Below are 20,770 nucleotides of genomic sequence, written 5' to 3'. Positions count from 1 at the left end.
CGCCAGCGCCGCTGTTTATACCAAACGGTTTTTCGCCTCGATCCACTGGGACATGTACTGCGTACTTTTATGCGCGTGGTGGCGCAGCATGCTGCCGGTGAAGTTGTCGCGACGGTGGTCTGCGAGGTGGCGACGGCAGTGTTCCAGGCACGCCACCAGCGCCGGTCCGTGAACAGCCTGGTCGTAGCGGCGGCCCAGCAGTTGGCGCCCGTCTTCCTGGGCCTGGTTCCAGCGCTCGCGGTCCTGGTAAAGCGCTACGGCAGCGGCGGCGAGGGCCGGCGCGCTGTGTTCGATCACGCCCGGCCATGGCTGTTCATCACCCATGGCCTCGGCGCCGATGGGCGTGGTGATATTCGGTGTGCCGCAGAGCATCGCATCCGCCAGCTTGCCCTTGATGCCGGCGCCGAAACGCAGGGGCGCCAGGCAGATACGCGCGGCAGTCATCACCTGCAAGGCGTCTTCGGCCCAGTTCATCACATGAAAACCCTGCGTCGGGTTGTGTAAGGCCGTGGCCTTGGGCGGGGTGTAGGCGCCATAGATGTGCAACTGCGCCCCCGGCAATTGCTGGCGGATCAGCGGCCACAGGCTGTTTTTCATCCACAGCACCGCGTCCCAGTTGGGCGCGTGGCGGAAGTTGCCGATGCTGAGAAAGTGCGCACGCTCTTCAAACGGCGCGAAGGCTGCGGTCGGCGGTTCCAGCATCAGCGGGCACCAGTGGAGCAGGGCGGCCGGGACCTTGAAGTGCTCGGTGAGCAGGCGGATTTCCACGTCGGAGATCATCAGGCTGATGTCGCAACGGTAAATCGCGGCGATTTCGCGCTTGGCCAGGTCGGATTCGGCCATCAAGTGGAATTCCTCCTGCAACGCCGGGGAAAATAGCGCGCTGAAGTCGTCGCTGTCGGGGTGGGCCTTCAGGTGATCCTTGAAGCGCTGGTGACGTGCATCGCGCAGGCTTTGCAGGTCGGAGGTTTCCAATACGCGCAGGGCGTCGGGGCAACATTTCTCGACGCGCCAACCGAACTGTTCTTCCATCATGAAGCGGTCGAACAGTACGATATCCGGGGCCAGTTCGCGGATAAAATCATCGAAACTGCTGTTATTGAGCGCGATGGCGCATTCGGCGATGCCCAGCGCAGGCAAATCGGCCTTGTGCTCGCCGAGGGTTGCGGGGCTGCTGAAGGTGATGTCCCAACCTTGCTTAAGAAAACTTTCAAGAATTTGCATCATATGCCCGCCTGCGGCCGAGGAACGTGGTTCCGGCCAGACATAACCAATGACCAGGACTTTGGTGGCAGGCTGATTCATCAACAACAGGTTCCTTGAAGGGCAGGGCGGAAGGCGCGCAATTAAACCATAACCGGCGACATGACAATTTATGTCTAGCGGTAGGTAGCCATCGCACTTTGTGGTTAACTTCCGCTTCTCGAATTCGTTTTATCAAACCCAGCATAAGGATTCTGTTCATGGCCCAAGTCACTCTTCGTGGTAACCCCGTCCAGGTTGAAGGCGAACTGCCGAAAACCGGTTCCACCGCCCCTGAGTTCAGCCTTGTCGCTGTCGACCTGTCGGAAGCTTCCCTGGAAACGTTCGCCGGTAAGCGCAAAGTACTGAACATCTTCCCAAGCGTTGATACCCCGACCTGCGCCACCTCGGTGCGCAAGTTCAACGCCCAGGCCAACGACGTGAGCAACACTGTCGTGCTGTGCATCTCGTCTGACCTGCCGTTCGCCCAGAAGCGTTTCTGCGGCACCGAAGGCCTGGACAACGTGCTGAGCCTGTCGGACTTCCGCAACGCCGACTTCGCTGTTGACTACGGTGTGTCTCTCGCCGACGGCCCATTGCAAGGCCTGACCGCCCGTGCCGTCGTGGTATTGGACGAAAACAACAACGTGCTGCACAGCGAACTGGTCAGCGAAATCGGCCAGGAGCCGAACTACGAAGCAGCCCTGGCTGTTTTGAAGTAACTGTTTCGGTACGTTACTGCCGTTTTGCAGTAACACGCTTGCTGCATAATTGCGGCCTGGCCTAGTCCAGGCCGTTTTTATTTGTGCCTCAGGGGCTTAGCGAAATAGCGAACGGACTAAGCCCAGAAGTTAAAAGTTGTAAGCCCAAGGTAAATAGCCGGTAAAGGCGCTTTTCTTAATGCGCCCCAGTGCTTATCTTTCAGCCTCCCAAAGAAGAAGCTCTCGCGCCCAATGGTTGATCAATCCATGCAATCCTCCCCCCGTAAGTCCCGCCGCTGGCTGTTTGGCCTGCTCGTGCTGCTGGTTATCGCCGGCCTGTGCTGGAAATTCTGGCCCGGCAGCCACAAGGAGGGTGCCGAGCAGAAGCCCGCCGGGCATGCCGGCAAGTCGGGGATGATGCGCCCGGGTTTCGGTGGCTCCACCGGCCCGGTGCCGGTGCGCGTGGCACCGGCGGTGCTGGGGGAGTTTCCGGTCTACTACAAGGCACTGGGCACGGTCACCGCGCTCAACACCATCAATGTGCGCAGCCGGGTGGGCGGCGAGCTGGTGAAGATCGCCTTTGAAGAAGGCCAGATGGTCAAGGCCGGCGACCTGCTCGCCGAGATCGACCCGCGCAGCTACCAGAATGCTCTGCTCCAGGCCCAGGGCACGTTGATGCAGAACCAGGCCCAGCTGAAAAACGCCCAGGTCGATGTCCAGCGTTATCGCGACCTGTACGCCCAGGACAGTATCGCCAAGCAGACCCTCGACACCGCCGAAGCGCTGGTGCTGCAATACCAGGGCACGGTCAAGACCAACCAGGGCGCGGTGGATGACGCCAAGCTCAACCTCGAATTCACCAAGATCCGCGCACCGATCAGTGGCCGTGTGGGCCTGCGCCAGGTGGACGTCGGCAACCTGGTGGCGGCCAACGACACCACCTTCCTCGCGGTGATCACCCAGACCCAGCCGATCAGCGTGGCCTTCACCCTGCCGGAGAACACCCTGGAAACCGTGCTCGCCCGCTACCACGCCGGCAATAAGCTGCCCGTGGAAGCCTGGGACCGTGGCGACGTGAAAAAACAGGCCACTGGCGTGCTGCAGAGCCTGGACAACCAGATCGACGTCACCACCGGCACCCTGAAATTCAAGGCCCGTTTCGATAACAAGGACCAGGCGCTGTTCCCCAACCAGTTCGTCAATGTGCACCTGCTGGCCGACACCCTGCATGACGTGGTGCTGGCACCCTCGGCGGCGATCCAGTTCGGCAACACCGGCACCTTCGTCTACGTGCTCGACGGTGACAAGAAGGTCAAGGTGCAACCGCTGGTGGTGGGAGACACCGACGGCGACAACACCGTGATCAAAGAGGGCCTCAAGGCTGGCGATCGGGTGGTGCTGGAAGGCACCGACCGCCTCAAGGACGGCAGCGAGATCGAAGTGGTCAACGACAGCAGCGAAGTGCCGACCACCCCGACCGAACACCTGCAAGGCAAGCCTGCGGCTAAAGGGGAGACCGGCAGCACCGCCGGCAAGGCGCAAAAGGTCGGTTCATGAACCTGTCGCGGCTGTTTATCCTTCGCCCGGTCGCCACCACGCTGAGCATGCTGGCCATTGTCCTGGCCGGCATCATTTCGTACCGCTTGCTGCCGGTATCGGCCTTGCCCCAGGTGGATTACCCGACCATCCGGGTGATGACCCTGTACCCCGGCGCCAGCCCGGATGTGATGACCAGTGCGGTCACCGCGCCGCTGGAACGCCAATTCGGGCAAATGCCTGGCCTCACGCAGATGGCGTCCACCAGCTCCGGCGGCGCGTCGGTGCTGACCCTGCGTTTCAACCTCGACATCAATATGGATGTCGCCGAGCAGCAGGTGCAGGCTGCGATCAACGCTGCCACCAACCTGCTGCCCAAGGACCTGCCGGCGCCGCCGGTGTACAACAAGGTCAACCCGGCGGACACCCCGGTGCTGACCTTGGCAATCACCTCCAATACCATGCTGCTGCCCAAGCTCAATGACCTGGTCGATACGCGCATGGCGCAGAAAATCGCGCAGATCAGCGGCGTCGGCATGGTCAGCATCGCCGGCGGCCAGCGCCAGGCCGTGCGCATCAAGGTCAACCCCGAGGCCCTGGCGGCCAACGGCCTGAACCTGTCGGACGTGCGCACCCTGATTGCCGCCTCCAACGTCAACCAGCCCAAGGGCAACTTCGACGGCCCGACGCGGGTGTCGATGCTCGACGCCAACGACCAGTTGGTGTCGCCCCAGCAATACGCCGAATTGATCCTGGCCTACAACAATGGCGCGCCGCTGCGCCTTAAAGACGTGGCACAGATCGTCGACGGTGCCGAAAACGAACGCCTCGCTGCCTGGGCCAACGAAAACCAGGCCGTGCTGCTGAATATCCAGCGTCAGCCGGGGGCCAACGTGATCGAGGTGGTGGACCGTATCAAGGCATTGCTGCCGAGTATCACCGACAACTTGCCGGCCGGCCTCGACGTGACGGTGCTCACCGACCGCACCCAGACCATCCGCGCCTCGGTAAAAGACGTGCAGCACGAATTGCTCATCGCCATTGCCCTGGTGGTGATGGTGACTTTCCTGTTCCTGCGTCGGGTCAGCGCAACGATCATTCCCTCGATTGCCGTGCCGCTGTCGCTGGTGGGCACCTTTGGCGTGATGTACCTGGCGGGTTTCTCCATCAATAACCTGACGCTGATGGCCCTGACCATCGCTACCGGCTTTGTGGTGGACGACGCCATCGTGATGCTGGAGAACATCTCCCGTTACATCGAAGAAGGCGAAACGCCGCTGGCCGCCGCGCTCAAGGGCGCCAAGCAGATCGGCTTCACCCTGATTTCCCTGACGCTGTCGCTGATCGCGGTGCTGATCCCGCTGTTGTTCATGGCTGACGTCGTGGGGCGGCTGTTCCGCGAATTCGCCATCACCCTGGCGGTGGCGATCCTGATCTCCCTGGTGGTGTCCCTGACCCTCACGCCGATGATGTGCGCGCGGTTGCTCAAGCGTGAACCCAAGATCGAGGAGCAGAGCCGCTTCTACAAGGCCAGCGGCGCCTGGATCGATTGGCTGATCGCGCGTTACGGGAGCATGTTGCAGTGGGTGCTCAAGCACCAGCCGCTGACCCTGCTGGTTGCCATTGCCACGCTGGGCCTGACCGTATGCCTTTACCTGGTGGTGCCCAAGGGCTTCTTCCCGGTGCAGGACACCGGGGTGATCCAGGGCATTTCCGAAGCGCCGCAGTCGATTTCGTTCGCGGCCATGAGCCAGCGCCAGCAACAGTTGGCCAAGATCATCCTGGCCGACCCGGCGGTGGAAAGCCTGTCGTCCTATATTGGCGTGGATGGCGATAACGCCACCCTCAATAGCGGGCGCTTGCTGATCAACCTCAAGGCCCACGGCCAGCGTGACCTGAGCGCAGCCCAGGTGATCACCCGCCTGCAGCCGGAAATCGACAAGCTGGTGGGCATCCGCCTGTTCATGCAGCCGGTGCAGGACCTGACCATCGAAGACCGCGTCAGCCGCACCCAGTACCAATTCAGCATGTCCTCGCCGGATGCCGAGCTGCTGGCGCTGTGGAGCGACAAGCTGGTCCACGCGTTGAGCCAGTTGCCCGAACTCACCGACGTGGCCAGCGATCTGCAGGACAAGGGCCTGCAGGTGTATTTGGTGATCGACCGCGATGCCGCCTCGCGGCTGGGCGTGAGCGTATCGACCATCACCGACGCGCTGTATGACGCCTTCGGCCAGCGGCAGATTTCCACCATCTACACCCAGGCCAGCCAGTACCGCGTGGTATTGCAGGCCCAATCCGGCGAAACCCTGGGGCCCGAGGCGCTGAACCAGATCCATGTGAAGACCACCGACGGCGGCCAGGTGCGCTTGTCCAGCCTGGCCCACGTGGAACAGCGCCAGGCCCAGTTGGCGATTGCGCACATCGGCCAGTTCCCGGCGGTGATGATGTCGTTCAACCTGGCCCCCGGCGTTGCGCTGGGCAAAGGCGTGGAGCTGATCAACCAGACCCAGAAAGACATCGGCATGCCGGTGGGCGTGCAGACCCAGTTCCAGGGCGCGGCCCAGGCGTTCGAGGCGTCGCTGTCGAGCACCTTGCTGCTGATCCTGGCGGCGGTGGTCACCATGTACATCGTGCTTGGTGTGCTCTACGAGAGCTATATCCACCCGATCACCATTCTCTCGACCTTGCCTTCGGCGGCGGTGGGGGCATTGCTGGCCCTTCTGCTCAGTGGCAATGACCTGGGCATGATCGCGATCATCGGCATCATTCTGCTGATCGGTATCGTCAAGAAGAACGCGATCATGATGATCGACTTCGCCCTCGACGCCGAACGCAACCAGGGCCTCGACCCGCAGACCGCCATCTACCAGGCGGCGCTGCTGCGTTTCCGGCCGATCCTGATGACCACCCTGGCGGCGCTGTTTGGTGCGGTGCCCTTGATGTTGGCCACCGGTTCCGGCGCGGAATTGCGCCAACCGCTGGGTTTGGTGATGGTCGGCGGCTTGCTGGTAAGCCAGGTGTTGACGTTGTTCACCACCCCGGTGATCTACCTGTACTTCGACCGTCTCGGCCGCCGCTGGCGCAAAGAGCCGCAAAGCCTGGAGCCGGTTGAGTCATGAACCTGTCCGGACCTTTCATCCGTCGGCCGGTAGCGACCATGCTGCTGAGCCTGGCGATCATGTTGCTGGGCGGTGTCAGCTTCAACCTGCTGCCGGTGTCGCCGCTGCCGCAGATCGACTTCCCGGTGATCGTGGTGTCGGCCAGCTTGCCCGGCGCCAGCCCCGAGGTGATGGCGTCTACCGTGGCCACGCCGCTGGAGCGCTCGTTTGGCGCGATTGCCGGCATTACCACCATGAGCAGTTCGTCGAGCCAGGGTTCCACCCGGGTGATCCTCGCGTTTGATTCCGACCGCGATATCAACGGCGCGGCGCGGGAGGTGCAAGCGGCGATCAACGCCTCGCGCAACCTGCTGCCCAGCGGTATGCGCAGCATGCCCACCTACAAGAAGATCAACCCGTCCCAGGCGCCGATCATGGTGCTGTCGCTCACCTCGGACGTGCTGCAGAAAGGCCAGCTGTACGACCTGGCCTCGACCATCCTCTCGCAAAGCCTGTCCCAGGTGCCGGGTGTAGGCGAAGTGCAGATCGGCGGCAGCTCCCTGCCGGCGGTGCGCATCGAGCTGGAGCCCAAGGCGCTCGATCAGTACGGCGTGGCCCTCGACGATGTACGCAACACCATCGCCAACGCCAACCAGCGGCGGCCCAAAGGCTCCCTGGAAGACAGCCAGCGTAACTGGCAGATCCAGGCCAACGACCAGTTGGAGAAAGCCAAGGACTACGAGCCGCTGCTGATTCGCTACCAGAACGGCGCAGCCCTGCGCCTGGGGGATGTCGCCAAGATCAGCGACGGCGTGGAAGACCGCTACAACAGCGGCTTCTTCAACAATGACTCGGCGGTGCTGCTGGTGATTAACCGCCAGTCCGGTGCCAACATCATCGAGACCGTCCGCCAGATCAAGGCACAACTGCCGGCGTTGCAAGCGGTGCTGCCGTCCAGTGTCAAGCTCAGCCTGGCGATGGACCGCTCGCCGGTGATCACCGCCACCTTGCACGAAGCCGAGATGACCCTGTTGATCGCGGTGGGGCTGGTGATCCTGGTGGTGTACCTGTTCCTGGGCAACTTCCGCGCTTCGTTGATCCCGACCCTGGCGGTGCCGGTGTCGCTGGTGGGCACGTTCGCGATCATGTACCTCTACGGTTTCTCGCTGAACAACTTCTCGCTGATGGCGCTGATCCTGGCCACCGGCCTGGTGGTGGACGATGCCATCGTGGTGCTGGAGAACATTTCCCGGCACATCGACGAAGGCGTGCCGCCTATGAAAGCGGCGTACCTGGGGGCCGAGGAAGTCGGCTTTACCCTGTTGTCGATGAACGTGTCGCTGGTGGCGGTGTTCCTGTCCATCCTGTTCATGGGCGGGATTGTCACCAACCTGTTTCGCGAGTTTTCCATCACCTTGTCGGCGGCGATCATTGTCTCGCTGATCGTCTCGTTGACCCTCACGCCGATGCTCTGCGCGCGCTGGCTCAAGCCGCATGTCAAAGACCGGATGACCGGTTTGCAGCGCTGGAGCCAGAAGATCAACGACCGTATGGTCGCCGGCTACGCCACCAGCCTGGACTGGGTGCTGCGCCATCGTCGCCTGACCCTGCTCAGCCTGTTGCTGACCATTGGTATGAACGTGGCGTTGTACGTGGTGGTGCCGAAAACCTTCATGCCCCAGCAGGACACCGGCCAGTTGATCGGTTTTGTGCGCGGTGATGACGGGCTGTCGTTCAGCGTGATGCAGCCGAAGATGGAGACCTTTCGCCAGGCGGTGCTCAAGGACCCGGCGGTGCTCAGCGTGGCCGGCTTTATCGGCGGCAACAACGGCACCAACAACGCGGTGATGCTGGTACGCCTGAAGCCCATCAGCGAACGCAAGATTTCCGCCCAGGCGGTGATTGAGCGTCTGCGCAAGGACGTGCCGCTGGTGCCGGGCGGTCGTCTGTTCCTGATGGCCGACCAGGACCTGCAATTCGGTGGCAGCCGCGACCAAACCAGCGCGCAGTATTCCTACATCCTGCAAAGCGGCGATCTCGCGGCACTGCGCCTGTGGTACCCGAAAGTGGTCGCCGCCTTGCGTGAGCTGCCGGAGCTCACCGCCATCGACGCCCGCGAAGGCCGGGGTGCGGCGCAGGTCACGCTGATTGTCGACCGCGACCAGGCCAAGCGCCTGGGTATCGACATGGACATGGTCACGGCGGTGCTTAACAACGCCTACAGCCAGCGGCAGATTTCCACCATTTACGACAGCCTCAACCAGTACCAAGTGGTGATGGAGGTCAATCCCAAGTACGCCCAGGACCCGATCACCCTCAACCAGATGCAGGTGATTACTTCCACGGGTGCACGGGTGCCGTTGTCGACCATTGCCCACTATGAGAACAGCCTGGCCGATGACCGCGTCAGCCACGAAGGCCAGTTCGCCTCGGAAAACATTGCCTTCGACATGGCGCCCGGCGTGACGGTGGAGCAGGGCACGGCCGCCATCGAGCGGGCGATTGCCAAAGTCGGGTTGCCGGAAGACGTGATCGCCAAGATGGCCGGCACCGCCGATGCCTTTGCGGCCACGCAGAAGGGCCAGCCGTTCATGATCCTCGGCGCGCTGGTGGCGGTGTACCTGGTGCTGGGCATTCTGTATGAAAGCTACATTCACCCGCTGACGATTCTCTCGACCCTGCCGTCGGCGGGGGTCGGTGCCATGCTCGCGATTTACCTGACGGGGGGCGAATTCAGCCTGATTTCCTTGTTGGGGCTGTTCCTGTTGATCGGGGTGGTGAAGAAGAACGCGATCCTGATGATCGACCTGGCGTTGCAGTTGGAGCGCAACGACGGCCTGGGCCCGCTGGAATCGATTCGCAGCGCCTGCCTGTTGCGTTTGCGCCCGATCCTGATGACCACCCTGGCGGCCATCCTCGGCGCCTTGCCTTTGCTGCTGGGCACGGGCGATGGCGCGGAAATGCGTCGCCCCCTGGGCCTGACCATTATCGGCGGCCTGGTGTTCAGCCAGGTCCTGACCCTTTACACCACCCCGGTGGTTTACCTTTATCTCGACCGCGCGCGCCATCGCTTCAACGCCTGGCGCGGCGTGCGGACCGATGCTGCCCTGGACACTGCGCTATGACCGATCCAATCAACGCCCCCGTAGGCACCGGTATCCTGTGGAGAGGGAGCTTGCTCCCGTTGGGCTGCGCAGCAGCCCCCAAAATGCTGGGGAGCGCTTCGCACTCCAGCGGGAGCAAGCTCCCTCACCACAATAAGGGTGCCAAACTGTTGGTGATGGTGCTGTGTGGCGTGTTGCTCAGCGCCTGCGCCATCGGGCCTGACTACAAGCGTCCTGACGTCATCGAACCGGCCCAATTCAAGGAAGCCCAGGGCTGGCGCCAGGCTACCCCAAGTGACTCCCTGGCTCGTGGCGCCTGGTGGGAATTGTACGGCGACCGCCAGCTCAATGACCTGGTGCTGCGCCTGAACACCTCCAACCAGACCGTGGCCCAGGCCGAGGCCCGCTTCCGCCAGGCCCAGGCCCTGGTGCGCAGCTCCCGCGGGGCGTTTTACCCCAGCGTCGACCTGAGCGTCGGGAAAACCCGTGCCAGCCAGGGCACCGGCAGCAGCAGCGCCAGCCTCAGCAGTTCAAGCAGCGGCATCCGTGACACCCTCAACGCGCAATTGGGCGTGAGCTGGGAGGCGGACATCTGGGGCAAGCTGCGCCGTGGCCTGGAAGCCAACGAGGCCAGCGCCGAAGCCAGCTCGGCAGACCTGGCGGCGATGCGCCTGAGCCAGCAGTCGGAACTGGTGCAAAGCTACCTGCAACTGCGCGTCATGGATGAACAGACACGTTTGCTGCAAGCCACCCTGGAGACCTACCAGCGCTCCCTGCAAATGACCGAAAACCAATACCGCGCCGGTGTGTCCGGCAAGGATGCGGTGGCCCAGGCGCAAACCCAACTGAAGACCACCCAGGCCAGCCTGATCGACCTGATCTGGCAGCGTGCCCAACTGGAAAACGCGATTGCCGTGCTGATCGGCGAGGCGCCGGCCAACTTCAACCTGGCGGTGAGCAAAGACATCCCGGCGCTGCCGCAGATTCCAGTGAGCCTGCCCTCGCAACTGCTGGAGCGCCGCCCGGACATCGCCTCGGCCGAACGCTCAGTGATCGCCGCCAACGCCAATATCGGCGTGGCCAAGGCCGCCTACTACCCGGACCTGAGCCTGAGCCTGGCCGGTGGTTACTCCAGCAGCACCTACGCCGACTGGATCAGCCTGCCGAACCGCTTCTGGTCGGTAGGACCGAAGTTGGCCATGACCCTGTTCGACGGTGGCCAGCGTTCGGCGGAAGTCGACCGTACCGTGGCCTCCTATGACGAGACCGTGGCCAAATACCGCCAGACCGTACTGGATGGTTTCCGCGAAGTGGAAAACTACATGGTGCAACTCAAGGTGCTGGAAGACGAGGCGGTGGTCAGCAACGAAGCGCTGGAGGCCGCACGCGAGTCGCTGCGCCTGACCCAGAACCAGTACGAGGCCGGCCTGATTGCCTACCTGGACGTGGTCACCGTACAAGCCACCGCCCTGAGCAACGAACGCACGGTGCTGACCTTGCTGCAGACACGCCTGGTGGCGAGCGTGCAACTGATCGCGGCATTGGGCGGTGGTTGGGACGGGCAGACGCCAATCGCCGACAAGAATTAAACATGAACGCGATCCAATATGGGAGCAACCGCGCGCCCACATTTTGAACTCAGCCAACCCTGGTATTTGAGTCGTTACTGAGCCATACGATTGGCGTCAAAAAGCCACTAATGGCCCTCTGATAATTAATCGAGTACTCAAGAATTATTCTCGCTACAATCGCCCGCTTTGCCACTTGGCACGGGCGTCTCAGGCCCGTGGCGCACGAGAAGTCCCATGCTCATCGGTAGTTATTCACCCTCACTGGTCGTGATTTCGCTGTTCGTCGCGATCCTGGCTTCCTACACCGCGCTCGACCTTTCCGGCCGGATCGCCACCGCCAAGGGACGCGGTGTCTATTTATGGATAACCGGCGGCGCCATGGCGATGGGCGTGGGCGTGTGGTCGATGCACTTCATCGGCATGCTGGCGTTGCGTTTGCCGTTTGCCCTGGGGTTCGACGTAGGCATCACTGCGTTGTCGTTGTTGATTGCGGTGTTGTCCAGCGGCTTTGCCTTGTGGCTGGTCAGCCAGCCGCGCTTACCGGCCTGGCAGCTGGCATTGGGCGCGCTGATCATGGGCACCGGCATTGCCAGCATGCATTACACCGGCATGGCCGCGATGCGGATGACGCCGGGTATCGACTACGACCCCGCCTTATTCGGCGCTTCGCTGCTGATCGCGGTCGCGGCGTCCGGCGCTGCGCTGTGGATCGCCTATAACCTGCGGCGCAATACCCCGTACGTACGCCTCGCGCGCGGTGGGGCGGCGGTGGTGATGGGTTTTGCCATCGTCGGCATGCATTACACCGGCATGGCGGCGGCACGGTTTGCCGATGAGAGTTTCTGCGGTGCTGCGCTGAACGGCCTGAGCGGCAAGGGCCTGGATAATCTGGTGCTGGTGACGACCCTGGCGGTGCTGGCCATCGCTTTGCTGACGTCGTTGCTCGATGCGCGTCTGGAAGCCCGCACTGCGGTGCTTGCCGACTCCCTGACCCAAGCCAACCAAGAGCTGACCCACCTGGCCCTGCACGACATGCTCACCGGTCTGCCCAACCGCACTTTGCTCGCTGACCGTATTCAGCAAGCCATGCAGGCGGTGAAGGAGCAGGGTGGCTGCTTCGCACTGATGTTTATTGACCTGGATGGCTTTAAGCCGGTCAACGATGCCTTCGGCCATCATATGGGTGACCAGTTGCTGAGCGAAGTAGGGGTGCGCCTGCGCGAAGACCTGCGCAGCCAGGACACCCTGGCGCGCATCGGCGGCGATGAGTTTGTGTTGCTGGTGCAACTGACCCAGCCGGACGATGCCCTCGGCCTCGCCGAACGCCAGGTGGTGCTGATCAACCGCGCCTTCCGGGTGGCCGAGCATGAGTTGAAGATCTCCGCCAGTGTCGGCATCGCCATGTTCCCCGGCAATGGCAACAGCCCCCAGGAGCTGTTGATGAACGCCGACGCCGCGATGTACCACGCCAAGGGCATGGGCAAGAACGGCTACAGCTTCTTTGATGCGTCGATGAACACCAATGCGCGCAAACAATTGCAGTTGTTGCAGGACTTGCGCAACGCGGTGGAGCAGCAGCAGTTCCGCCTGTACTACCAGCCCAAGTTCGATGCGCTCAGCGGTATCCCGGTGGGTGCCGAAGCGCTGCTGCGCTGGGAGCATCCGCAACAGGGCCTGCTGCTGCCGGCGATGTTTATCGACATGGCGGAAAAGACCGGGCTGATCATTCCCATCGGCGAATGGGTGCTTAACGAAGCCTGTCGTCAAATGAGCCTGTGGTATGCAGAAGGTTACGAACACTGGCGCATCGCCGTGAACCTGTCCGCGTTGCAGTTCTGCCACGTCGGGCTGGTCAAAAGCGTGGCCGCGGCCCTGGAACGTCACCAGTTGCCGGCCAACAGCCTGACCCTGGAAATCACCGAAACCACGGCCATGAGCGATGCCGATGCGAGCATGACCGTGTTGCAGCAGCTGTCGGACATGGGTGTCGATTTGTCCATCGATGACTTTGGCACCGGCTACTCCAGCCTGATGTACCTCAAGCGTCTTCCGGCCAATGAGCTGAAGATCGACCGCGGTTTTGTGCGCGACCTGGAGCACGACAGCGACGACGCCGCCATCGTTTCGGCCATCGTTGCCCTTGGCCAGGCCTTGGGGTTGCGGATTGTTGCCGAAGGCGTGGAAACCGATGTGCAGCAGAGTTTCCTGACGCGGCTGGGGTGTAACTCCCTGCAAGGTTACCTGTTGGGCCACCCGCTGCCGGCTGACGTTTTCATGGCCGATATCGTGCGCGCCGAAAACGCCGTAGCGCCTGACAAAAGCCGTGCGTGACGGGTATTCTTGGATCCGACCCTAAACACCAGGTTGAATCAGGAGACCGCACGCATGGACAAAGTCCTCATCATCACCGGGGGCAGTCGTGGGATTGGCGCCGAGACGGCATTGCTGGCCGCTCACCAGGGCTATCGCATCTGCATCAACTACCAGTCCGACGAAGAAGCGGCTCACCGCGTGCTTGAGCAAGTGCGTGCGTTGGGCGCCCAGGCCATTGCGGTGCGGGCGGATGTGAGCATCGAGGATGAAGTGATCGCGCTGTTCAATCGCGTCGACAGCGAACTGGGCCGGGTCACCGCGCTGGTCAACAATGCCGGCACGGTGGGGCATAAATCCCGCGTTGATGAGATGTCCGAGTTTCGCATCCTGAAAGTCATGAAGACCAACGTGCTCGGGCCGATCCTGTGCGCCAAGCACGCGGTGCTGCGCATGTCGCCCAAGCATGGCGGGCAGGGTGGCAGCATCGTCAACGTGTCGTCGGTGGCCGCGCGCCTGGGTTCGCCGGGCGAGTATGTCGACTATGCGGCGTCAAAAGGCGCGCTCGATACCTTCACCCTGGGGTTGTCGAAAGAAGTCGCCGGCGAGGGCATTCGCGTCAACGCGGTGCGCCCCGGCTATATCTACACCGACTTCCATGCCCTGAGCGGCGACCCGGACCGCGTCAGCAAGCTTGAGTCCGGCATTCCCATGGCCCGAGGCGGGCGCCCGGATGAAGTGGCGGAAGCGATTATCTGGTTACTGTCGGATAAGGCCTCGTATGCCACCGGAACGTTTTTGGACCTGGGGGGCGGTCGTTGACCGACTGACGCTATCGCGGGCAAGCCCGTCTCCCACGTGGAATGCGTACCCTGTGGGAGCCGGGCTTGCCCGCGATGGCGCCAGTGCAGGCGACCCTTGGCTCAGAACGACCGCACAATCCGCCCCAATGTTTCCATGGCCTTTTCCGACGCCTCGGTCCACGGGCTGCCATAGTTCAGGCGAATGCAGTTGCGAAAGCGCTGGGTCGCCGAGAAGATCGGCCCCGGCGCAATGCTGATGCCTTGCGCCAGCGCCATCTGGAACAACTTCAATGAATCCGTCTGCTCCGGCAGCTCCAGCCACAGGAAGTACCCGCCGGCCGGCTGGCTGACGCGGGTCTGCGCCGGGAAGTAGCGCGCGATGGCGGCCAGCATGGCGCTTTGCTGTTCTTCCAGGGCATAGCGCAATTTGCGCAGGTGCCGGTCATAGCCACCGTGCTGCAGATAATCGGCAATCGCCGCCTGGGCCGGCATTGACGGGCACAACGAGGTCATCAATTTCAGCCGTTCGACCTTCTGCGCAAAGCGCCCGGCCGCGACCCAGCCCACCCGGTAACCGGGTGCGAGGCTTTTGGCGAACGAGCCGCAATGCATCACCAGGCCTTCGGTGTCGAAGGCCTTGGCCGGTTTTGGCGCCTGTTGCCCGTAATACAGCTCGGCATACACGTCGTCTTCGATCAGCGGCACTTGATGGCCCCGCAGCAGCTCCACCAATGCCTGTTTCTTGGCTTCCGGCAGGGTCGCGCCCATGGGGTTCTGGAAGCTGGTCATGGTCCAGCAGGCCTTAATCGGATAGCGCTCCAGCGTCTGTGCCAGGGCGTTGAGGTCGATGCCATCGCGCGGGTGCACGGGAATTTCCACCGCCTTGAGTTTCAAGCGTTCCAGTACTTGCAGGCAGGCATAGAACGCCGGGGCTTCGATGGCCACCAGGTCACCGGGTTCAGTGACGGCTTGCAGGCACAGGTTCAAGGCCTCCAGCGCGCCATTGGTGATCAGCAGTTCCTCCATGGGCAGCATCAGGCCCCCGACCATGTACCGCAGGGCGATTTGCCTACGCAGTTGCGGGTTGCCCGGCGACATGTCGGTGACCACCAGGCGCGGGTCCATCTCACGGCTGGCGCTGGCCAAGGAACGGGCCAGGCGCGGCAGCGGGAATAACATCGGGCTGGGGAACGCCGAACCGAAAGGCACGGTGTTCGGGTCTTTGATCGAGTCGAGCACCGAGAACACCAGCTCGCTGACATCCACCTCGGTGGACTCATGCACCTGTTCGCTCACCTCCGGCTCGGAAAACGGGCTGGGCGCATGGGTGTTGACGAAGTAGCCGGAGCGCGGCCGCGCGCGGATCAGGCCACGGCGCTCCAGCAGGTAGTAGGCCTGGAACACCGTGGACGGGCTGATGCCGTAAGTCTGGCTGGCATAGCGCACCGAAGGCACCCGCTGGCCGGGGCCAAGCACGCCGGTGCGGATCAGTTCAGCGATGTCGTCGGCGAATTTTTCGTAGCGTTTCATGGGGGCCTAATCACTTTCTTAAATTGTACGCAGGGCTAAATGGGGGAGCTGGCTCGCCTGACAGACCTCAGCGGTTCAGCGGCGCCACGAAGCGACTCTCGGCAGCACTGTAGATCCCGGGCTCATCCACATCCGAGACCTTGAAGCGCAAGGTCTGCGAACTGCTCGCCGGTTTATCCGCCAACAACGCCACCGACACCGGCACATCGCTGATTTCCCCCGCTGCCAGGCTGATTTCCGTCTTGCCTTGCAACTGGAAGCCATCGGCGTCCACCAACGCCAGGCGGTAATCCTGGCGCTGCTGGGTCTTGTTGATCACCTTGAGGCTGTAGATGTTTTCGATCTGGCCCTGAGCGTTCTCGCGGAACAGGCCACGGTCCTTGGTCACGTCCAGCGACACCATCGGCCGTTCCACCAGCGCCACCACCAACGCCGCGATCATCACCAGCAGTACGGCACTGTAGCCGATCAGGCGTGGCCTTAGCAGGTGGGTCTTGCCGCCTTGCAATTGATGTTCGCTGGTGTAGCTCACCAGGCCACGCGGGTAGCCCATTTTCTCCATGATCGAATCGCAGGCGTCGATGCACGCCGCGCAGCCGATGCACTCCATTTGCAGGCCGTCGCGGATGTCGATACCGGTGGGGCACACCTGCACGCACAGTTGGCAGTCGATGCAATCGCCGAGGCCGACATCGGCGGGTTTGACTTCACGCTTGCGCGGGCCACGGTGTTCGCCGCGCGCCACGTCGTAAGAAATGGTCAAGGTGTCTTTGTCGAACATGACGCTCTGGAACCGCGCATACGGGCACATGTGCATGCACACCGCTTCACGCAGCCAGCCGGCGTTGAGGTAGGTGGCACCGGTGAAAAACAGCACCCAGAACAGGCTGACGCCGCCCATTTGCCAGCTCAGCAGTTCGGCGGCCAGGGGGCGGATCGGCGTGAAATAGCCGACGAACGTCAGCCCTGTCAGCACGCTGATACCCAGCCACAACGTGTGTTTGGCCGAGCGCCGCGCCAGTTTGTTCAGGCTCCAGGGTGCGGCGTGCAGCTTGATACGCTGGTTGCGCTCGCCCTCGGTGACTTTTTCGCACCACATGAACAGCCAGGTAAACGCGCTTTGCGGGCAGGTGTAGCCGCACCACACACGGCCGGCAAACACTGTGATCGCAAACAGGCCGAACGCGCAGATGATCAGCAGCGCCGAGAGCAGGATGAAGTCCTGGGGCCAGAACGTCGCGCCAAAGATGTGGAATTTGCTCTCAGCCAAGTCCCATAGCACCGCTTGCCGGCCGCCCCAGTTCAGCCACACGGTGCCGAAAAACGCCAGGAACAGAACGCCTCCACCGGCCACGCGCAAGGTGCGGAACAGGCCGGTGAAACTGCGGGTATGAATCAGGTTGTCGCTGGATTTGGCCTTCACCTTCTTTGGGTGCAAGGGCTCAAAGGTGTCCACGGTGGGGATTCTATCGCTCATGGTCGTTCGCTCATCAGCCTCCATCAGGCGGACGAACTATGCGCGCGGGCCTGTGTGCATAACAGACTCAGGTAGGGCGATAAAAAGCGGATCAGATGACAAGGGCGCAAGGGCCTGCGTCAATGTGCTGCACCCCATGGCGCCTGGGGTGCAGCAGTGTCTGGGGGGGAACTGATACAGATCAATTAAATCAGCGAACCAGGTTCGTCGGCCTTTACATGCTGGCGGCCATCGTGCGCCCCGGCGACCGTCAAGGCGTCTGCCTCGGCTTCGGTGATGTAGATGCGCTCGGCGGCCAATTCGACGTAGGACATGGATTTTTCAGTGTCGGTCACGATATTGACTCGGGTCGCCGGCACGCTCTGTTCCTGGCCATTGTCATCGAGCATGAAGTAACACAGCTGGTTTTCGATACGTAGGGGCATGCCGTTCTCCTTATTCGTGAGCTATGTAAAGTTAGGGGCCACCGATGTGCAGGGGTTCCAGGCAACTGACTGGCGGTCGCTGCTGTCCATCCTTTACCAACAATGACAAAGGACGGCATCCATGGACGCCTGGTGGCATGAAGTGTGGCAAACCCTGCAGGCCGAATTCGCCGATATCGGTGACGCGAAGCAGCTCACCCAGATCACGGTGCGCCTGCTGATTGCCGCGATCCTGGGCGGCATTCTGGGGTTTGAACGCGAGAGCAAGGGCAAGGCCGCCGGGGTGCGCACGCATATGCTGGTGGCCTTGGGGGCGGCACTGTTCGTGATGGTGCCGCAGATGTCCGGTAATCAGGCGGATGCCATGAGCCGGGTGGTGCAGGGCGTGATTGCCGGGATCGGCTTCCTGGGTGCCGGTACCATCATCAAGGGCAAGGATGATGAGGAAGGCCATGTCAAAGGCCTGACCACCGCAGCCGGTTTGTGGATGACCGCTGCGATTGGGGTCTCGGCCGGGTTGGGCCGGGAATCGACAGCGGTACTGAGTACGTTGCTGGCCTTGGCGGTGTTCAGCGTGATGCCAAAAATCGTCAAGCGCTTTGAGAAGGACTGACGATCACCGGTGGCATGGTCGTCGGCGGTTCTTCAACCGGCGGCGGCTCATTCTCCGGCGGTTCCTTTTCCGGAATCGGTGCGGGCTCGGTGGGCGGCAGGGTGGGGTTGTCGATATTCGGGTCGGGTGTTTCAGCCGGGATCGGGATATTCATCGGTGTGGCCTCCTTTGTGCTTTGCTCTACCGGTGGACAGTGGGCCGGGCGAATTGATTCCCCGCTCAATGGCGACACATCCACCTGAACTTTTATCGACGGCACAGGTTCGGACCTATTACGGCCGTGCTCAGGGAGAGCTCGGCCGCCTGAAGAATTCGGATCAAGCAAAGAGCGTCCACAGGGCGTAAGGGGAAGATGCTCGATGACTGCTGAAACACAGGTTCCAGGCACGTCCATATTGCCGCTGTCCCAGGCGCTGTTGCTGCCCAGGATCGCCATCGAAAGCACCACTCCCGTGATTGACGGCGGCGAATTCGCCGTCAAGGCCGTGGTCGGCCAACGGGTCAACGTCACCAGCAAAGTGTTTGCCGACGGCCATGACAAGCTCGCCGTGCTGATCCGCTGGCGCCCGCTGCAGGATGAAAGCTGGCACAGCGTCGTGATGACCGATGTGGGCAACAATGGCTGGGAAGGCGCGTTTACCGTCACCCAGCAGGGCCCTCATGAATATTGCATTGAAGCCTGGATCGATACCTTCGCCAGCTTCTGCTACGAGTTGCGCAAGAAACACGAGGCCGGCGTACCGGTCAGCCTGGAATTGCAGGAAGGTCGCAGCCTGGTGCTGCAAGCCGCCGAACGCAGTGACAACGAGCTGCGCGATCGCCTGATGCTGCTGCATCATGAACTCTCCGGGCTGCTGGAAACCGAGCAGGTTGCGCAGTTCCTGCACGAAGACAGTGCACATTTGATGACGCAGGCCGATCACCGTGCCTACCTGAGCATCAGCACCGTTTACCCGATTGACGTTGAGCGTGAGGCTGCGCTGTTTGCCAGCTGGTACGAGCTGTTTCCACGTTCGATCACCGACGATCCTGCGCGCCACGGCACGTTTAATGACGTGCACTCGCGGTTGTCGATGATCCATGACATGGGCTTCGACGTTCTGTACTTCCCGCCGATCCACCCGATCGGGCGCAGCCACCGTAAAGGCCCGAACAATTCACTGACCGCCGGCCCCGATGATCCGGGCAGCCCCTACGCAATTGGCAGCGAGGACGGCGGCCACGAGGCCATCCACCCGCAGCTGGGCAGCCGCGATGACTTCCGCCGCCTGGTGCAGGCCGCGGCCGACCACGGCCTGGAAATCGCCCTGGACTTCGCCATCCAGTGCTCCCAGGACCATCCGTGGCTCAAGGAGCATCCGGGCTGGTTCAACTGGCGCCCCGACGGCACGATCAAATACGCGGAAAACCCGCCGAAAAAGTACCAGGACATCGTCAACGTCGACTTTTATGCGGCGGACGCCATCCCGGGCCTGTGGACCGAGCTGCGCGACGTCGTGGTGGGTTGGGTGGAAGAGGGCGTGAAGACCTTTCGCGTCGATAACCCTCACACCAAGCCCCTGCCGTTCTGGCAATGGTTGATCAGCGATGTGCGGTCCAAATACCCCGAGGTGATCTTCCTCGCCGAGGCGTTTACCACGCCGGCGATGATGGCGCGCCTGGGCAAGGTCGGTTACTCCCAGAGCTACACCTATTTCACCTGGCGCAATACCAAGGCCGAGTTGAGCGAATACCTGACCCAGTTGAACCAGTCGCCTTGGCGCGAATGCTACCGGCCGAACTTCTTCGTCAACACGCCGGACATCAACCCGCCGTTCTTGCATGAATCCGGGCGTCCGGGCTTTTTGATCCGTGCCGCGTTGGCCACCATGGGCTCGGGCCTGTGGGGCATGTATTCGGGGTTCGAACTGTGCGAAGCGGCGCCGGTACCGGGCAAAGAGGAATACCTGAACTCGGAGAAGTACGAGATCCGTCCACGGGACTTCACCGCCCCCGGCAATATCATCGCTGAAATCGCTCAGCTCAACCGCATCCGCCGGCAAAACCCGGCGTTGCAGACGCACCTGGGGCTGAAGCTCTACAACGCCTGGAATGACAACATCCTGTATTTCGGCAAGCGCAGCGAGGATGGCAGCAACTTCATTCTGGTGGCGGTGAACCTTGATCCCTATAACGCCCAAGAGGCCAACTTCGAGCTGCCACTCTGGGAGCTGGGCCTGCCGGACGATGCCGAGACTCAGGGTGAAGACTTGATGAATGGCCATCGCTGGACCTGGTATGGCAAGCACCAGTGGACGCGTTTGGAGCCGCAGATGCCGTTTGGGATCTGGCGTATCACCACCCCTTAATCCCAGCGCGGT

The 20,770-nt window shown here is 62.2% G+C and carries 14 protein-coding genes; 9 read left to right on the top strand and 5 right to left on the bottom strand.

The genetic code is table 11. The annotated features are described in order from the left end of the window. Nucleotides 1-15 precede the first annotated feature (15 nt). The gene (locus K7431_RS21540) at nucleotides 16-1,305 is read right to left on the bottom strand and encodes a glycosyltransferase (RefSeq protein ID WP_043205267.1); all 1,290 of its coding nucleotides are present in this window, start codon (nucleotides 1,303-1,305) and stop codon (nucleotides 16-18) included. Nucleotides 1,306-1,463: 158 nt separating this feature from the next. On the opposite strand from K7431_RS21540, the gene tpx reads away from it, so the two are divergent. From tpx to K7431_RS21505, 7 genes are all read left to right on the top strand, one after another. Further along, nucleotides 1,464-1,964, top strand: coding sequence for a thiol peroxidase (gene tpx / locus K7431_RS21535; protein WP_012723935.1), 501 nt, complete (start codon nucleotides 1,464-1,466; stop codon nucleotides 1,962-1,964). Nucleotides 1,965-2,195: 231 nt separating this feature from the next. After that, a complete protein-coding gene (locus K7431_RS21530; RefSeq protein WP_012723936.1) occupies nucleotides 2,196-3,500 on the top strand; it encodes an MdtA/MuxA family multidrug efflux RND transporter periplasmic adaptor subunit in 1,305 nt (434 codons plus the stop codon). After that, nucleotides 3,497-6,598: an MdtB/MuxB family multidrug efflux RND transporter permease subunit gene (locus K7431_RS21525; protein WP_012723937.1), complete on the top strand. Its 3,102-nt coding sequence runs from the start codon at nucleotides 3,497-3,499 to the stop codon at nucleotides 6,596-6,598. Before K7431_RS21530 ends, K7431_RS21525 begins: the two co-directional genes overlap by 4 nt. Continuing rightward, a complete protein-coding gene (locus K7431_RS21520; RefSeq protein WP_012723938.1) occupies nucleotides 6,595-9,702 on the top strand; it encodes an efflux RND transporter permease subunit in 3,108 nt (1,035 codons plus the stop codon). The genes K7431_RS21525 and K7431_RS21520 overlap by 4 nt, the downstream gene beginning before the upstream one ends. Nucleotides 9,703-9,857: 155 nt before the next feature. Further along, entirely contained in the window at nucleotides 9,858-11,270 is a 1,413-nt protein-coding gene (locus tag K7431_RS21515) for an efflux transporter outer membrane subunit (RefSeq protein ID WP_224265944.1), read from the top strand. Between the two features lie 216 nt (nucleotides 11,271-11,486). Continuing rightward, on the top strand, nucleotides 11,487-13,583 hold the full coding sequence (locus K7431_RS21510) for a putative bifunctional diguanylate cyclase/phosphodiesterase (protein ID WP_012723940.1): 2,097 nt from the start codon (nucleotides 11,487-11,489) through the stop codon (nucleotides 13,581-13,583). Nucleotides 13,584-13,637: 54 nt separating this feature from the next. Beyond that, nucleotides 13,638-14,384: an SDR family oxidoreductase gene (locus tag K7431_RS21505; RefSeq protein ID WP_012723941.1), complete on the top strand. Its 747-nt coding sequence runs from the start codon at nucleotides 13,638-13,640 to the stop codon at nucleotides 14,382-14,384. A 101-nt stretch (nucleotides 14,385-14,485) separates the two neighbouring features. Here K7431_RS21505 and mapR read toward each other — a convergent pair whose 3' ends face one another. The 3 genes from mapR to K7431_RS21490 form a co-directional block, all read right to left on the bottom strand. Next, on the bottom strand, nucleotides 14,486-15,895 hold the full coding sequence (mapR, locus tag K7431_RS21500; RefSeq protein WP_012723942.1) for a GntR family transcriptional regulator MpaR: 1,410 nt from the start codon (nucleotides 15,893-15,895) through the stop codon (nucleotides 14,486-14,488). 67 nt (nucleotides 15,896-15,962) lie between these two features. Beyond that, nucleotides 15,963-17,372, bottom strand: a complete 1,410-nt coding sequence (gene ccoG, locus K7431_RS21495) for a cytochrome c oxidase accessory protein CcoG (protein WP_012723943.1) — start codon at nucleotides 17,370-17,372, stop codon at nucleotides 15,963-15,965. A 185-nt stretch (nucleotides 17,373-17,557) separates the two neighbouring features. Next, nucleotides 17,558-17,797, bottom strand: coding sequence for a DUF3203 family protein (locus K7431_RS21490; RefSeq protein ID WP_012723944.1), 240 nt, complete (start codon nucleotides 17,795-17,797; stop codon nucleotides 17,558-17,560). Between the two features lie 121 nt (nucleotides 17,798-17,918). On the opposite strand from K7431_RS21490, the gene K7431_RS21485 reads away from it, so the two are divergent. Beyond that, nucleotides 17,919-18,410, top strand: a complete 492-nt coding sequence (locus K7431_RS21485) for an MgtC/SapB family protein (protein ID WP_012723945.1) — start codon at nucleotides 17,919-17,921, stop codon at nucleotides 18,408-18,410. Here the strand turns inward: K7431_RS21485 and K7431_RS21480 are convergent. Next, on the bottom strand, nucleotides 18,388-18,564 hold the full coding sequence (locus K7431_RS21480) for a hypothetical protein (protein WP_163825743.1): 177 nt from the start codon (nucleotides 18,562-18,564) through the stop codon (nucleotides 18,388-18,390). The genes K7431_RS21485 and K7431_RS21480 overlap by 23 nt on opposite strands. Before the next feature lie 205 nt (nucleotides 18,565-18,769). Here K7431_RS21480 and K7431_RS21475 point away from each other — a divergent pair, with 205 nt between their 5' ends. Then, entirely contained in the window at nucleotides 18,770-20,758 is a 1,989-nt protein-coding gene (locus K7431_RS21475; RefSeq protein WP_012723947.1) for an alpha-1,4-glucan--maltose-1-phosphate maltosyltransferase, read from the top strand. Nucleotides 20,759-20,770: the final 12 nt, after the last annotated feature.

It is taken from the genome of Pseudomonas fluorescens group sp., assembly GCF_020093335.1.
GTDB classification, from domain to species: domain Bacteria; phylum Pseudomonadota; class Gammaproteobacteria; order Pseudomonadales; family Pseudomonadaceae; genus Aquipseudomonas; species Aquipseudomonas petroselini.
This window is presented reverse-complemented; position numbering and strand designations above follow the sequence as displayed.

Bases quoted from the DNA above. Each gene is read 5' to 3' on its own strand.
- K7431_RS21540 (WP_043205267.1), bottom strand. From the start codon at position 1,305: ATGAATCAGCCTGCCACCAAAGTCCTGGTCATTGGTTATGTCTGGCCG.
- K7431_RS21490 (WP_012723944.1), bottom strand. From the start codon at position 17,797: ATGCCCCTACGTATCGAAAACCAGCTGTGTTACTTCATGCTCGATGAC.
- K7431_RS21515 (WP_224265944.1), top strand. From the start codon at position 9,858: ATGGTGCTGTGTGGCGTGTTGCTCAGCGCCTGCGCCATCGGGCCTGAC.
- K7431_RS21520 (WP_012723938.1), top strand. From the start codon at position 6,595: ATGAACCTGTCCGGACCTTTCATCCGTCGGCCGGTAGCGACCATGCTG.
- K7431_RS21480 (WP_163825743.1), bottom strand. From the start codon at position 18,564: ATGAATATCCCGATCCCGGCTGAAACACCCGACCCGAATATCGACAAC.
- K7431_RS21525 (WP_012723937.1), top strand. From the start codon at position 3,497: ATGAACCTGTCGCGGCTGTTTATCCTTCGCCCGGTCGCCACCACGCTG.
- K7431_RS21505 (WP_012723941.1), top strand. From the start codon at position 13,638: ATGGACAAAGTCCTCATCATCACCGGGGGCAGTCGTGGGATTGGCGCC.
- mapR (WP_012723942.1), bottom strand. From the start codon at position 15,895: ATGAAACGCTACGAAAAATTCGCCGACGACATCGCTGAACTGATCCGC.
- K7431_RS21510 (WP_012723940.1), top strand. From the start codon at position 11,487: ATGCTCATCGGTAGTTATTCACCCTCACTGGTCGTGATTTCGCTGTTC.
- ccoG (WP_012723943.1), bottom strand. From the start codon at position 17,372: ATGAGCGATAGAATCCCCACCGTGGACACCTTTGAGCCCTTGCACCCA.
- K7431_RS21530 (WP_012723936.1), top strand. From the start codon at position 2,196: ATGGTTGATCAATCCATGCAATCCTCCCCCCGTAAGTCCCGCCGCTGG.
- tpx (WP_012723935.1), top strand. From the start codon at position 1,464: ATGGCCCAAGTCACTCTTCGTGGTAACCCCGTCCAGGTTGAAGGCGAA.
- K7431_RS21475 (WP_012723947.1), top strand. From the start codon at position 18,770: ATGACTGCTGAAACACAGGTTCCAGGCACGTCCATATTGCCGCTGTCC.
- K7431_RS21485 (WP_012723945.1), top strand. From the start codon at position 17,919: ATGGACGCCTGGTGGCATGAAGTGTGGCAAACCCTGCAGGCCGAATTC.